Below are 14,783 nucleotides of genomic sequence, written 5' to 3'. Positions count from 1 at the left end.
CCCGCGGTCCGTGGCCCTCGTGGCCCGTAGCGCCCGGATGCCCTCGTAGCACGTGTCCCCGAAGCCTGTGGCACCGTATCACGTACATAGCCCCGTATCCCCGAAGGCACCGAGCTCCCGTATTCCCGCAGCCCCGCCGCATCCTACACTAGATAGTTCTCTAGTCTTAACCTTCTCAACCAAACTACCAACGATCCTTAAAACTATCAATGTCCCAACGCTCCTTGTTCGCTAACTCTTCAAAGCGCTCGGCAAGCTCTTGATCCGCTCCTCATCCGGTGTGACGAACAGGGTCTTCTGATGATCATAGATCACGAAGCCCGGCTTGGCACCGCTCGGCTTGCGGACGTGGCGGATCAGCGTGCTGTCCACCGGAACGCTGCTGGATTGCTTGGCCTGGCTGAAATAGGCGGCCAGCTGTGCCGCCTCTTCGAGGGTGGCCTCACCGAAGCTCTCGCTGCGGATGACCACATGGGAGCCGGGAATATCCTTGGTGTGCAGCCAGGTGTCGCCCGGCGCAGCCAGGCGGTTGGTCAAGTATTCGTTCTGCAGGTTGTTCTTCCCGACATAAATGTCGATGCCCTCAGAGGAGGTGAACACCTGCAGGGTAGGGCGGGCGTTCTTTTTCTTCTTCTTGCTGCCCTTTTTGCTGCGGTCGCGCAGGTAGCCCTGGCTGACCAGCTCTTCGCGAATCTCCTCGATGTCATTCAGCGAGGCGTCGGCAAGCTGCTGCAGCAGCGTCTCCAGATACACAATCTCCTCACGAGTCTTGAGCAGCTGTTCATTGATGACGATAAGACTGTTCTTGTACTTGTTGTATTTCTTGAAATATCGCTGGGCGTTGTCCGACGGGCTGAGCAGCGGGTCAAGCGGGATAGTGATCTCTGCCTGGTCCTCATCGTAATAATTCACCAGCCGGATTTCCTTGTCACCCTTGGAGACCGCGTGAAGGGAAGCGAACAGCAGCTCGCCGCAAATCCGGTAGTGGTCCGCATCCTTGGCTTCCTCCAGATCCTTGTGCAGATTGTCCAGCTTCTTGATGTTCTTGGTCCGTTCATTGGTTAGGAAGCGGATCAGATCGCTTACCCGCTGCTTGACGGTATCCCGTTCGGCTTTGTCGCCGTAAAAGTCCTCCATACAAGCACTGATCGTACTGTAATGCTTGGGATCTTCTCCAGGGAAGGTGAGCGGGATCGCCGAATAGACAAGCTTGCCGCGGGCATTCGCACCGCAGACGGGGGAGTATTTGTTCTCCCGTACTGGAGAGATAACGCCATCGAATGCTGCCCACATCTGAGCAGCGCCGGAATCATCTGCGGCGAGTGGGCTGTCAGCCGTCCCGCTATTCAGCCGAAGCGCGACTTCGCCGGCTACAAGCGGACTGACGCCGCTGAATGCATGCACCAGCCAGCCGCTGAAATCGGCAAAGGGGGAGGGGCCGCCGCTGCCATCCGGGCGCTTCTCTGCTCCAAGGCCGGCGAGCAAGGCGATGTCGCCTTCGATCATCTCCTCGGCTGGCAGCTCTTCTTCAGCGTCTTTCTGCTTCGCGGACTCCTCTGCGTCAAGCGCCAGCCGGATAAATTCCGCTTTCCCGGTGGTGAGCGGGTTCAGCTTGTGCTGCTGCGGCGGTTCGGTGTAGGCGACACCGGGCATGACGATCCGGTAGCTGCTGATCGACGGCGTTACATGATGGATTCCGTCAATAATGATGCCTGTGGACAGGTCGGTTAGAATAATGTTGCTGTGCCGACCCATCAGCTCTACGATTATTCTTTTGGCCGAGACATCTCCCAGCTCATCCCGGGTACGGATATCGATATGAATAATGCGCTCCATTCCGACCTGGGCAATCGATTCAATCATTCCGCCTTCACAGTGCTTGCGCAGCAGCATGCAGAACATGGGTGCTTCCGCCGGATTGATGCTGCTCCTTTCGGTCAAATGCAGGCGCGGATAGGTCGGATTGGCCGAGAGCAGCAGCTTGCCGCCTCCCCCGGAGCCACGGAGAATAAAGATCAGGTCGTGGGTGTTTGGCTGATATATTTTGCCGATGCGTGCGCCGATGAACGGCTGAAGCTCATGCACGATCGCTCTGGTAACAATGCCGTCTAATGCCATATAAGTTCTCCTGTCGCATAAATGTGATAACTCTTCTCTATGATGCCATAGATTGACACCCTGCGCAAAAGGAGAAGCCCGTTTCCTGCGGTGATAATTTGGGACGACCATGAATACAATGGCTCATGAACGGGTGGAAAAGCTATGTGCCGCCGGAAGTCAAGAAACGACCGGGAGGGGAAAGGGTAATTATGGAACAAAAAAGCTGGCACCGGCTCGGTGCGGAAGAACTGCAGAGGCTGCTTAGCGTTCGTCCCGAAACGGGCCTGAGCGAAGAGGAAACCGAGGCCAGGCGCCAGGAAAGCGGCGCCAACGAGCTTTCGGAAGGCAAGACGGTCTCGCCGCTGACCTTGCTGCTGAACCAGTTCAAGGATTTCATGGTTCTGGTCTTGATGGGTGCGACACTGGTATCGGGACTTCTGGGTGAATATCTGGATGCGGTCACGATTGTTGCCATTATTGTGCTTAACGGAATTCTGGGGTTTGTGCAGGAATTCCGCGCCGAGCGCTCGCTCCGTGCGCTCAAGCAGCTCTCCGCACCAACCGCCAAGGTGCTGCGCGGCGGGCAGCAGGTGACCGTGCCGGCGCGGCTTCTGGTTCCCGGTGATATCGTGCTGCTGGAGAGCGGGGACCGGGTACCGGCGGATGTCCGCTGGCTGGAGTGCAGCTCGCTCTATGCCGAGGAATCGGCGCTGACCGGGGAATCGCTGCCTGTGTCCAAGCATGCCGACGCGATCCATGCGGAGGAGATTCCGCTGGGCGACCAGAAGAACATCGGCTTCATGGGCACGATGGTCACACGCGGCACCGGCAAGGCCGTGGTTGTAAGAACGGGTATGAACACGGAAATGGGCAAGATTGCTGACCTTATCCAGAATACAGAGTCCCAGGAGACACCGCTGCAGCACCGCCTGGAGCAGCTGGGCAAAATTCTGATCTATGTCTCGCTCGGCTTGACCATTGTCGTTGTACTGGCCGGCATTCTCCATGGCCAGCCCGCACCAGCCATGTTCCTCGCCGGCGTCAGTCTGGCGGTAGCCGCCATCCCGGAAGGCCTGCCGGCCATTGTGACGATTGCCCTGGCGCTCGGCGTGCAGCGGATGATCAAGCGTAAGGCGATTGTCCGGAAGCTGCCGTCCGTGGAAACGCTTGGCTGCGCCTCCGTCATCTGCTCCGACAAGACGGGAACGCTGACCCAGAATAAAATGACGGTGACGAGGGTGTGGACCGCCGGCCGCAGCCTGGAGGTTACCGGTGAAGGCTATGCACCGTTCGGACAGGTATTGGAGAAGAACAGGCCGGTTGATTTGAAGGCGGACCAGAGTCTGCGGCGGCTGCTGCAGGTGGGCGCGCTGTGCAGCAATGCGGAGATTGTGGAGACCTTTCCCGGGGAGACGCGGGGCAAGCGCAAGGGCAAGGAGAAAGCAGAAGCGGACAAGACAACCGCCGCCGCTTCTGTATGGGAGCTCAAGGGCGATCCTACGGAAGGCGCGCTGGTCGCCCTCGCAGCCAAAATGGGACTCAGTGCGCAATCGCTGGCGGTAACCTTCGCACGCGAGAAGGAGTTCCCCTTTGATTCCGAGCGCAAGCTGATGTCCGTGCTGGTCGGCCATCCCGGCGGCCGAATGATCTGCACCAAGGGCGCTCCGGATGTGCTGCTGAATAATTGCGCTTATATGCTCTGGGAAGGCGGAGTCGTGCCATGCACGCCGACGCTGCGCCAGAAGGTGCTTGAAGCCAATGAAGGCATGGCCTCCGGAGCCCTTCGCGTGCTCGGCATGGCTTACCGCGAGCTGCGTTCCGGGGAAACGGCTGAAAGTGAGAAGGAAGCCGAATCCCAGCTGATCTTTGTAGGGCTCACCGGAATGATTGATCCGCCGCGGCGCGAGGTCCGCGATGCCATCAGCGTCACCCGCCGGGCCGGCATCAAGACGGTGATGATTACGGGAGACCACGGCACAACCGCCGAGGCGATTGCCCATCAGCTCGGCATTCTGCAGCGCGGCGGCTCCGTGCTGACCGGCACCCAGCTCAGCCGGATGGATGACGATGCGCTCGATAAAGTGTCCGACAATATCCACGTATATGCCCGGGTATCGCCCGAGCATAAGCTGCGGATCGTCAAATCGCTGCAGCGCCACGGTCATGTGGTGGCAATGACCGGCGACGGCGTCAATGACGCTCCGGCGATCAAAGCGGCGGACATCGGGATCGCCATGGGTATTACCGGCACCGATGTGACCAAGGAGGCTTCGGCGCTTGTGCTGGGAGACGATAACTTCTCGACGATTGTGGCGGCAATTGAAGAAGGCCGGAGCATCTACGAGAATATCCGCAAATTTATCCGGTATTTGCTGGCCTCCAATGTCGGCGAGATACTAACCATGTTCTTCGCCATGATGCTGGGGCTGCCGCTGCCGCTTGTGCCGATCCAGATTCTGTGGGTCAATCTGGTGACGGACGGCTTGCCGGCCATGGCCCTGGGCGTGGATCAGCCCGAGAAGGATCTGATGGAGCACAAGCCGCGCGGCGCCAAGGAGAACATCTTCGCCCGCCGGCTCGGCTGGAAGATTATCAGCCGCGGTCTGCTGATCGGCCTGTGCACCCTGGCTGCCTTCTGGATAACGCTGCGTGTCGCTCCGGGCAACCCGCAGCAGCTGCTCCAGGCGCAGTCCGTAGCCTTCGCTACGCTGGTAATGGCCCAGCTCATCCATGTCTTTGACTGCCGCAGCTCGCGTTCGGTATTTCACCGCAATCCGTTCCAGAACAAATACCTGGTGCTGGCGGTGCTGTCCTCGGTCGTATTAATGCTCGTTGTCATGTACCTGCCGGTGCTTCAGCCGATCTTCAAGACGGTGCCGCTGGGCTTACGCGACTGGTGCCTCGTTCTGGTGATGGCCGGCATTCCGACCTTCCTCATGGGTGCAGGAAGCGTGTGGGGCGGCAGGAAGAACCGCGCACGCGCCGGACGTCCGCCGATGATAAAAAGTACAAAATTTTCGGCATAAAATCAATAGCGGATCGATTCTCCTTAGGGTATGCTAGTCTCACGGCATCGGCTGCATGGTAAAGTGGTATGGAGCCGGGCGCGCAGAAGTATGCCTGCGCAGACAGTATCATTAACATAATCCTGGGAGTGGAATCTGATATGGAATTTACGAAAATGCACGGACTCGGCAACGATTTTATCATTGTATACGGCGAGCCGGAGCTGCCGGCCAACGCATCCGAGCTTGCCGTCCGATTGTGCAACCGGTACTTCGGCATCGGCGCGGACGGTCTGGTGTATATTCTTCCGTCGCAGCGTGGCGACTACATGATGCGCATTATGAATTCGGACGGATCGGAGGCAGAACAGTGCGGCAACGCTATCCGCTGCGTCTCCAAATATGTGTATGAGCAGGGGCTGGTGGCTTCCGAAGAAATCGTGATCGAAACCATCGGCGCAGGGGAGCAAAAGGTGAAGCTGCAGGTGAAGGACGGTAAGGTCGAATCGGTTACCGTAGATATGGGCGAGCCGGTCTTGTCCGGACCGCAGATCCCGGTGGCCATTGACGCCGAGCCGGTCCTGAATGAAGCGATCTCGGCGGACGGCGCTGAGTTTAGATTTACCGCCGTCTCCATGGGCAATCCGCATTGCGTCATTTATGTCGACGATGCCGTCTCCTTCGATCTGGCAACCTGGGGACCGAAGCTGGAGGTGCACCCGCTGTTCCCGCGGAAGGTGAATGTGGAATTCGCCACCGTGAAGAACCGCGGCCATGTGGACATGCGCGTATGGGAACGCGGAGCGGGGCCGACGCTGGCCTGCGGAACCGGCGCCTGTGCGACGCTGGTGTCCTCGGTGCTGAACGGCCTTACTGACCGTTCGGCTGTCATCAGCCTGAAGGGCGGCGATCTCTTCATCCGCTGGAGCGAGGAAGATAACCATGTGTACATGACCGGCCCGGCACAGGTAGTGTATACAGGCTCGGTAGAACTGTAATCCTGGGCGGCTCAGACAAGCTGAGCGGCAGGAAGAATGCTTTAAACCGGAATAGTCCCGGGCTGCGGCCCGGGGCTGTTCTTTTTTTGTATGGGGAGGTTGAACTTGCAATAGTTATGAAACGTTACCCTCGCTGCTTCTGTCACAAGTGAGCCTGGCGAGCCGCCGGAGGGTACGATCTACCCTGTCAGCCGAATAATGGCAACGGTAACCGCGAATAATAGACCATTATCCGTAAAAAAGGGGGAGCACTATGACTGCCAGAAGGGATTCCGGTACGCAATCCGGAGCTAAGGCTGCGGGTGCCCGGGCGGACGGCGCCGAACGCCGGCTGTCGCTTGATCTGCACGAGAGCCTCCGGAATATTCAGGCCGAAGTCGGCTACAGTCCCGATATCAAGGTACGCGAGATACGGCTTGGCCCCGCTCCGGGTATTCAGGCTGCGGCGGTTCACTTAAGCGGGCTGACCGATGCGCAGCTTCTGAATGAATTCGTGATGGGTGCATTGCTGCAGAACGCGGAAGAATTAACGGACAACCCGGTGGATGAGCTGCCGAAGCTGCTGCTGGGCCGCGCGCTGGAGGTGGGGGAAGCGGCGATAGCCGAGGATTGGAACGAAACCCTGATTGCAGTGCTGTCAGGAGATACCGCCATCCTGCTGGACGGCTGTACTGTGGCGATTATCTGCGGCACCCGGGGCGGTGAATGGCGCTCGGTCAGCGAACCGACCTCACAGCTGGTAGTGCGCGGCCCCAAAGACGGGTTCGTGGAATCCATCGCCACCAACATATCCCTGGTCCGCCGCAGACTCCGCTCGCCCAAGCTGAGACTGGAATCGATGAAGATCGGGACTGAGACGCAAACGACGGTTGTCCTGATGTATGTGAAGGGCTTCGCCAGCGACGATCTTGTCGGCGAGGTGCGTAAACGCCTGGAGAAAGTGGCGATTGACGAAGTGCTCGAATCGGGATTTATCGAGGAGCTGATCCAGGACAAGACCATTACCCCGTTTCCGACCATCTACAACACGGAACGTCCGGATGTGGTGGTTGGCAATTTGCTGGAGGGCAGAGTGGCGATTCTTGTGGATGGCACGCCATTTGTGCTGATTCTTCCGGCTGTGTTTACGCAGTTCTTCCAATCCGCCGAGGATTATTCCCAGCGCTTTGACATTGCCATTCTAATGAGAGTAGTACGTTATCTTAGTTTCATTGTGCTGATACTGGGCCCCTCCGTCTACATCGCCTTGACAACCTATCATTATGAAATGCTTCCGACGACGCTGCTGATCAATTTGCTGGCGCAGCGGGAGAACGTGCCGTTTCCTGCTTTTGTCGAAGCGATGCTGATGGAGATCGCCTTTGAATTTCTGCGGGAAGCGGGTGTGCGGATGCCGCGTGTCATCGGGCAGACCGTCTCCGTAGTTGGTGCTCTGATCCTTGGCTCGGCGGTGGTTGAGGCAGGCATTATTACGCCGATCATGGTTATCGTGGTCGCCCTGACCGGCATCGCCAGCTTTGCGATTCCGGCATACAACATGGCTATCGCCGGGCGATTGATCCGCTTTGCCTTTTTGCTGCTGGCCGGAATGTTCGGCTTCTACGGCATAACGCTCGGCTTGATCGTGATGATTGCGCATATGAACAGCCTGCGCTCCTTCGGTATACCTTATCTGTCGCCGTTCGTTCCGCTATCGGTCCGGGGGCAAAAGGATACGCTCCTGCGGCTGCCGATGTGGATGATGAATCCCGGCAAATCGCCGCAGCAGATGCGCGCGGAATTGCCGAAATCGATGCAGATTACCACCGGACATGAAGCTGTGCTGTCCCCTGCCATCAAGAAAAATGAGGAAATGGACCGGAAACGGGAAGGAGGCAATAGCAATGAACCGGAATAGACGGGGGATACCTGTACGCCGGAGCCTGCTCTTATTCTCGGCGCTGCTTGCCCTGATGCCCCTGCTGACCGGCTGCTGGGACAGCGTTGAGCTGAACCGGCGGGCTATTGTGTCGGGGGTCGCAATTGACAGAGGGGAGACGGAAGCGGACAAATACGTGCTCTCGTTTCAGGTGATCGTATCCGAGGAGATTTCAGGCGAGAAAGCGAGAGGGATAGCCCCGGTGGCTTTATATACGGGCCGGGGGAGGACCATGTTCGAGGCGTTGGCCAATGCTTCGCGGCAGACAGCCCGCTTTCTCTCATTGGGTCATGTCCGTGTGCTGGTTATCTCCGAGAAATTCGCCCGTGAAGGCATCCGGGATATCATGGATGTGCTCGAAAGAGAAAGCGATACGCGCTTGACGAGTCTGATGTTTATTTCGAAGGGGCAGCCCGCCAAGGATCTGATGTCGACAATGACGGTGTTCAGCAAGATCCCGGCCAATGATCTCGTAGAGAAGCTGGAGACGACCTCCAAACAGTTCGGCTACAACTACCGGATGGAGGTCGATGAAGTCATCCGCGGGATACAGATCCGAGGCGGAGGACCCACGATTAACGGTGTACAAACCACCGGGGATAAGGAGAATGCGGGCTCCAATGACAATCTGAAGACGATCGCCCCGAAGGCCATTCTGCGGGTCACCGGATTAGCCGCCTTCAAGGATGACAAGCTGAAAGGCTGGCTGGAGGGAGAGACGGCGCTCGGTACAGCTCTGCTGCAGAACCAGGTCAAGGAATTCCCTTCGCTGGTCGAAGACAGGGAGGGCGGATATATTGCGTTTAATGTGTATCAGTCGACAGTAAAGATTGCAGCTAAAGCCAAGGACCCGGAACACCCGTTAATTATTGTGAATATTTCGCAGCAGGCTGCGCTTAAGGAAGGGCCCAGCACCCTGGATTACTCAGACCCGGAAGTGATCGAAGGCTTGTCGGACCGCCTGACCGCGGAGACCAAAAACATGATTCAGCTTGCCGTGCAGGAGGCCCGCAGGCTGGGCAGCGATTATATCGGCTTCGGTGAGGCGCTTCGCCGGGAAAACCCGCGGGGCTGGAACAGGGTCAAGGATCATTGGGAGGAACTGTTTAAAACCTGCGAGGTCAAGATTAATGCGGATGCGGTCATCAGGCATACCGATATGCGCGGCAATTCCTTTCAGGTGAACAAATGAAGGCAGAAGAGGTGCAGATATGGGAAGCGTGAGAATCGGCTTGAGCCAATTCTTCAGCATAGCGTTGTTATTTGAACTGGGAACGGCGCTGGTCGTCAATTTGGGAATACTCAGCGGAAAGGATGCCTGGGTCTCGATCCTGCTCGGAGGACTGGCAGGCATCCTTGTTTTTCTGGGATATGCCTATCTGTACTGGAAGCATCCGGATTTAACGTTCACCGGCTACACTACCAAGCTTCTCGGCAAAGCGATCGGGGTGCCCGTCTCCATTGCCTATATCGTTCTTTATCTGAATCTGGCTGCCCGCGATATGCGCGACGGCGGCACGATGCTGGCCATGGCGACCATGCACCATACTCCGCTGTTTATCCTGAGTACGCTGATGATATTATCATCTGCTTATGTGCTGCACAAAGGAATCGAGGTGCTGACCAGAACATCGCTTGTCTTTTTGATGATAGTGCTCCTGATCGGCCTGTTCAGTACCATAATGCTGATGCTCTCGGGGAGCATCAATCTGAACCGGCTCCTGCCGGTTATGGAGACCGGTATACAGCCCGTATTGGAGTCTGTTGTGCGCCAAAGCTACATGTTTCCCTTCGGGGAGATGGTCTGCTTCACCATGCTGATGCCCTATCTCTCCAATTCCCGCAAGGGTCCGTGGGTTATCATGGGGGCAATGCTGACCGCAGCGCTGCTGCTGGCTTACACCATGGCGCTTAACATTTCAGTGCTGGGAGCGGATATCGTGGAAAGGTCCCCTCTGCCGCTCATGCCCGCCATCAGTAAAATCTCCATTTCGGATTTCATCCAGCGTGTGGACATCTTCGTGGTGATGGTGCTGATTATCGGTGTGTTCTTCAAAATGTCGGTGTTCTTTGCGGCCGCGCTGATCGGTATCTCCGAGGTATTCAAGCTGCCCTACCGCAAGATGTTGTATCCCGCAGCACTGATCATTTTGCTCACCTCCATGGTGGACGCCCGCAGCTTTATCGAACATCTGGATGAAGGCGGAAGGCTGCTGTATACAGTATATCCTTTCTTTATGATCGTCGTCCCGGCAGTACTGATCCTGGTAACCGCTGTGAAAAGTCATTTCTCGGAACGGCGGCCGGACTGAGTGCCCGTTATAAAATAGAAGGCATCGGGAATCACCAGACAGAGCAGGAGACCTACCGCGACCAGCTTCTCTGCGGTGGTATAGAGCAGGTAATTGCAGATGTACCACAGGTTCTTCATTCCGTAGCCGAACAGCCAGTCGCCCAGCAGCAGGTACAGTATTGAAAGCAAAGCCAGCAGCAGAATGGCGGCGTATTTCCGCAGGAGCTGTCTTCTGATTTTTTTCTTCATATAAAATAGGTCGCCTCCATTTCCGGAAATCTACGGGTAGTATGGTTCAATTCCTGTCTGGACATGCGGCCGTTCCCGGAGGCGGGAAGCTTTTAGGCCGATCCGGCTTATCAACCTATCCGTTTTATGTTACATTAGTATGAAACTAATGACAGACAGGGGAGGTTCTAGCGGTGAAGCCGGATTTGCGCTCAGCTTGGAGCAACAAGGTTTTGGTCGGTGACGGGGCCATGGGCACCTTTCTGTATCAAAAGGGTTTTCCCGTAGGCATCTCCTACGAGGAACTCAATTTAACCTCGCCGGAAGTGATTGAAGAGGTACACCGCAGCTATGTGGAAGCGGGTGCCGTCATTCTGGAGAGCAACACCTTCTCCGCCAATTACGACAAATTGTCCAAATACGGACTGGAGACCAAAGTCAGCGAAATCAACCGGGCCGGTGTACGGATCGCCCGCAGGGCTGCAGGAGAAACAGGTTATGTCGTTGGCGCCGCCGGCTCCATACGTGCAGGCAAACGGGCTAACCTGTCCCCGGCAGAGCTGAAGCGCCTGTTCGCTGAACAGTTCTCGGCATTGCTTACGGAGGAGCCGGACGGGATCATGCTGGAAACCTTCTATGATGTCGAGGAGCTGCATCTGGCCCTGCGCTCGGTGCGCAAGCTTACCGATCTGCCGGTCATCTGCCAGCTGGCTGTGGACGAAATGGCGCGCACGCTGGACGGATTCACGCTCCCGGAAGCATTCCGGATTCTGGAGCAGGATGGCGCGGATGTTATCGGCTTCAACTGCCGCACAGGCCCGAACGGCATCAAGCGGGCGCTCAGCGAACTGCAGGGCAGCCTGGCGCTCCCGGCCTCTGTCTATCCGAACGCCGGGGTTGCCGATTATGTGGACGGGCAGTACCGCTACGGGGCATCTCCGGAGTACTTCGGCCAGATGGCCCCGGTCCTGGCCGATCTGGGCTGCCGGATCATCGGCGGATGTTGCGGTACAACACCGCAGCATATCGCTGAAATCTCGGCTGCGCTGCAAGCTTATGTTCCGCAGCCGCTGCCGGAGCCGGTGCAGCTGCGGGCGCAGGAGCGGATCGCGGTGCAGGAGCAATTCGGCGAAGACGCCGGCGGCGGTGAGCCGACGCTGGTCGATCTTGTAAAGGAGCGGCACACTGTGATCGTGGAACTCGACCCGCCGCGCGATCTGGATATTACGAAATTCATGCAGGGTGCGGATGCCCTGCGTAGAGCGGGAGCGGACGCGCTGACGCTGGCCGACAATTCACTGGCGGTCACCCGGATGAGCAACATGGCGCTCGGGCATCTCGTACAGGCCCGCACCGGGCTGCGGCCGCTGGTGCATGTGGCCTGCCGCGACCGCAATCTGATCGGGACACAGTCGCATCTGATGGGATTCGATGCGCTGGGCATCGACCATGTGCTCGCGGTTACGGGCGATCCGGCACGGTTCGGCGATCTGCCGGGCTCCAGCTCCATTTATGATCTGACTTCCTTCGAGATCATCCGGATGATCAAGCAGCTCAATGACGGCATCGCCTTCTCCGGCAAGCCGCTGAAAGCTAAGGCGAAATTCGTTATCGGCGCCGCCTTCAATCCCAATGTCAAGCATCTGAACAAGGCGGTGGAACGGCTGGAGAAGAAGATTGCTTCTGGCGCCGATTATATTATGACGCAGCCGGTCTATGATCCGGAGCTGATCGTCCGCATCGCCGATGCTACAGCGCATCTCAACATTCCTATCTTCATCGGCATTATGCCGCTGGCCAGCGGCCGAAATGCCGAGTACCTCCACAATGAGGTTCCGGGAATCCAGTTGTCCGATGCGGTACGCAGCCGGATGCAGGGGCTTGAAGGAGCGGAGGGACGTGCTGAAGGTGTGGCCATCGCCAAGGAGCTGCTGGAAGTTGCCACCGCCCATTTCAACGGCATTTATCTGATGACGCCGTTCATGTTCTACGACATGAGCGTTCAGCTTCTGGAGTACATCTGGCAGAAGCAGGGCCGCAGATTGTCCCCCTTGTTTCGCTAGTAAGAATCAATTACAATAGTGTAATGGATGTGGTTCCGTTGTCATTTAGCATGACCGGATACGGTCAATCATCCCTCCAATCCGGCGGCTACAAGATTACTTTCGAGGTCAAGTCGGTGAATAACCGTTACTGCGAAGTAGTCCTGCGGATGCCCCGCGATTGGTCGGGGTATGAAGATATGCTGCGCCGCAAGGTGCAGAGTCATATCAAGCGTGGACGAGTTGATGTCACGATTAATAGAGAAACAGCCGGCGATTCTGCTCCTGTCCAGGGTCTGAACCATGCATTGGTACAGTCTTACCTGGAAGGCGCGGAGGCGCTGAAGAAGAATTACGGCCTGCCGGGTGAGTTGACAGTGCGTGATATACTTTCTATGCCCGGTATTATGGAAATTGCCGAGGAATCCGGCAGCGATGCCTTTGCAGCGGCCGGCGACTTCAAGGAAGCACTGGCCGAGGGCCTGGAGAACAGCCTGCAATCGCTCATGGAAATGCGCAGACGGGAAGGGAAGTTCCTGGCCCGTGATATTGCACTGCGGCTGGACCGGCTGGAAGAACTGCACGCTGAGATGCTCAACCTGGCTCCGGTTGTCCTGCACGAGTACCGCGATAAGCTGCAGCAGCGCCTGGAAGTCCTTACCGGCGGAGCATTGCCGCTGGATGAGCACCGGCTGGGGATGGAAATTGCTATCTTTGCCGACCGTTCCAACATTGATGAGGAGCTAACCCGTCTATTCAGCCATTTCGGGCAGTGCCGGGCACTGCTGCAGTCCGGTGAGCCGTCAGGACGCAAGTTGGATTTTCTCGTTCAGGAAATGAACCGGGAGACCAACACGATCGGCTCCAAATGCAGCCATCTGGCCCTGGCCAACCTTACGCTCGAAATGAAAGGCGAACTCGAGAAGATACGTGAACAGGCGGCCAATCTCGAATAACCGCCACCGGAAACAAGACAAGTTACTTATGGGGGGAACAACCGGAACATGGCAATCAAATTAATTAACATCGGCTTTGGGAATATCGTATCGGCCAACCGGATCATTTCCATTGTCAGTCCTGAATCCGCGCCGATCAAGCGCATTATTCAGGAGGCTAGAGACCGGCATATGCTGATCGACGCCACTTATGGCCGCAGGACGCGGGCCGTCATCATTACAGACAGCGATCATGTCATCCTCTCGGCGGTTCAGCCGGAGACCGTGGCGCACCGCTTGTCCAGCAAAGATGACGACAGCGACGAATAACAACTAATGGAGCGTACTATGTCAAGAGGATTGCTGATTATTTTATCCGGCCCTTCCGGTGTAGGCAAAGGCACGGTATGTACCGCGCTAAGACCGCGGATGCCTGAGCTGGTCTACTCTGTTTCTGCAACTACGCGCAATCCGCGCGAGGGTGAGCAGGACGGAGTCAACTATTTCTTTAAGAGCAAAGAGCAATTTGCGGCGATGATTGAAGCCGACCAACTGCTGGAATATGCGGAGTACGTAGGCAATTACTATGGTACACCGCGCGATTTTGTGGAGAAGACGCTCGACAGCGGCCGGGATATTATTCTCGAGATCGAGGTCCAGGGTGCCCTCAAGGTCAAGGAGAAATTTCCGGAGGGGATCTTTGTGTTCCTGCTGCCCCCTTCCATGGACGAGCTGAAGGACCGCATCCGTGGACGCGGCACCGAGCATCCCGATGTTATCAATCACCGCATGTCTGTGGCGGAAGATGAGATCAGCCTGATTCGTCATTACGATTATGCCGTTGTCAATGACGAGATCGATTTGGCCTGCAGAAGAATAGAAAGCATTATTATCGCCGAGCATTGTAAAGTAAGAAGAGATGCGCTGCACGGTTGATTCCGCTAGCAGTATAAAGATGATGAAGAGGTGTCTTACGTGCTATATCCATCCATTGATGAAATGATGAACAAGGTTGACAGCAAATATTCACTCGTTGTCGCAGCAGCCCGCCGGGCCAGATCGCTTCGCGAAGGCGGCAAGACCGATGTAAAGGCGCCGAAATCGCATAAATATGTCGGTGTTGCGCTGGAAGAAATCTATGAAGACCGCATTGTAGTTACCCGCGGGGAAGAATAGCCTGCGGACCTGCCGCCCGCTGCGGATGCGAACGCCGTCCATGCCTGATTAACGGCTCTCGTCTCCGCCGGCGCGACGGGCTTCATAA

Annotated in this window: 12 protein-coding genes; 10 read left to right on the top strand and 2 right to left on the bottom strand. The window is 56.9% G+C overall.

What is annotated here, in order from left to right:
- Nucleotides 1-231: 231 nt before the first annotated feature.
- On the bottom strand, nt 232-2,118 hold the full coding sequence (locus F1379_RS08835) for an Rqc2 family fibronectin-binding protein (protein ID WP_150268578.1): 1,887 nt from the start codon (nt 2,116-2,118) through the stop codon (nt 232-234).
- A gap of 191 nt (nt 2,119-2,309) precedes the next feature.
- Between F1379_RS08835 and F1379_RS08830 the strand changes: the two genes are divergently transcribed.
- From F1379_RS08830 to F1379_RS08810, 5 genes are all read left to right on the top strand, one after another.
- Nucleotides 2,310-5,126, top strand: coding sequence for a calcium-translocating P-type ATPase, SERCA-type (locus F1379_RS08830; RefSeq protein ID WP_150268576.1), 2,817 nt, complete (start codon nt 2,310-2,312; stop codon nt 5,124-5,126).
- A 140-nt stretch (nt 5,127-5,266) separates the two neighbouring features.
- Nucleotides 5,267-6,103, top strand: coding sequence for a diaminopimelate epimerase (gene dapF, locus F1379_RS08825; protein ID WP_150268574.1), 837 nt, complete (start codon nt 5,267-5,269; stop codon nt 6,101-6,103).
- A gap of 253 nt (nt 6,104-6,356) precedes the next feature.
- Entirely contained in the window at nt 6,357-8,000 is a 1,644-nt protein-coding gene (locus F1379_RS08820; RefSeq protein WP_150268572.1) for a spore germination protein, read from the top strand.
- A complete protein-coding gene (locus tag F1379_RS08815; protein ID WP_162551106.1) occupies nt 7,987-9,213 on the top strand; it encodes a Ger(x)C family spore germination protein in 1,227 nt (408 codons plus the stop codon). Before F1379_RS08820 ends, F1379_RS08815 begins: the two co-directional genes overlap by 14 nt.
- A 19-nt stretch (nt 9,214-9,232) precedes the next feature.
- Nucleotides 9,233-10,333: a GerAB/ArcD/ProY family transporter gene (locus F1379_RS08810; protein ID WP_150268568.1), complete on the top strand. Its 1,101-nt coding sequence runs from the start codon at nt 9,233-9,235 to the stop codon at nt 10,331-10,333.
- Here F1379_RS08810 and F1379_RS08805 read toward each other — a convergent pair.
- Nucleotides 10,306-10,563, bottom strand: coding sequence for a hypothetical protein (locus F1379_RS08805; RefSeq protein ID WP_150268566.1), 258 nt, complete (start codon nt 10,561-10,563; stop codon nt 10,306-10,308). The two genes, F1379_RS08810 and F1379_RS08805, sit on opposite strands and share 28 nt — an antisense overlap.
- A 173-nt stretch (nt 10,564-10,736) precedes the next feature.
- On the opposite strand from F1379_RS08805, the gene F1379_RS08800 reads away from it, so the two are divergent.
- From F1379_RS08800 to rpoZ, 5 genes are read left to right on the top strand one after another with little or no spacing between them, the layout of a single operon-like run.
- Entirely contained in the window at nt 10,737-12,605 is a 1,869-nt protein-coding gene (locus F1379_RS08800; RefSeq protein ID WP_150268564.1) for a bifunctional homocysteine S-methyltransferase/methylenetetrahydrofolate reductase, read from the top strand.
- A 38-nt stretch (nt 12,606-12,643) separates the two neighbouring features.
- Nucleotides 12,644-13,540, top strand: a complete 897-nt coding sequence (locus tag F1379_RS08795; protein ID WP_150268562.1) for a YicC/YloC family endoribonuclease — start codon at nt 12,644-12,646, stop codon at nt 13,538-13,540.
- A 48-nt stretch (nt 13,541-13,588) separates the two neighbouring features.
- Complete coding sequence (gene remA, locus F1379_RS08790) at nt 13,589-13,849, top strand: extracellular matrix/biofilm regulator RemA (RefSeq protein WP_150268559.1); 261 nt, start codon at nt 13,589-13,591, stop codon at nt 13,847-13,849.
- An 18-nt stretch (nt 13,850-13,867) separates the two neighbouring features.
- Nucleotides 13,868-14,455, top strand: a complete 588-nt coding sequence (gene gmk, locus F1379_RS08785) for a guanylate kinase (protein WP_150268557.1) — start codon at nt 13,868-13,870, stop codon at nt 14,453-14,455.
- 39 nt (nt 14,456-14,494) lie between these two features.
- Nucleotides 14,495-14,695 (top strand): DNA-directed RNA polymerase subunit omega, encoded by a 201-nt coding sequence (gene rpoZ, locus F1379_RS08780; RefSeq protein ID WP_150268555.1) that lies wholly within the window; start codon nt 14,495-14,497, stop codon nt 14,693-14,695.
- Nucleotides 14,696-14,783 lie beyond the last annotated feature (88 nt).

The sequence above is a fragment of the Paenibacillus tepidiphilus genome (assembly GCF_008635795.1).
In the GTDB taxonomy this organism is placed as follows: domain Bacteria; phylum Bacillota; class Bacilli; order Paenibacillales; family Paenibacillaceae; genus Paenibacillus_AQ; species Paenibacillus_AQ tepidiphilus.
The sequence above is the reverse complement of the archived record's forward strand: the minus strand, read 5'-3'. Positions and strand labels throughout refer to the sequence as shown.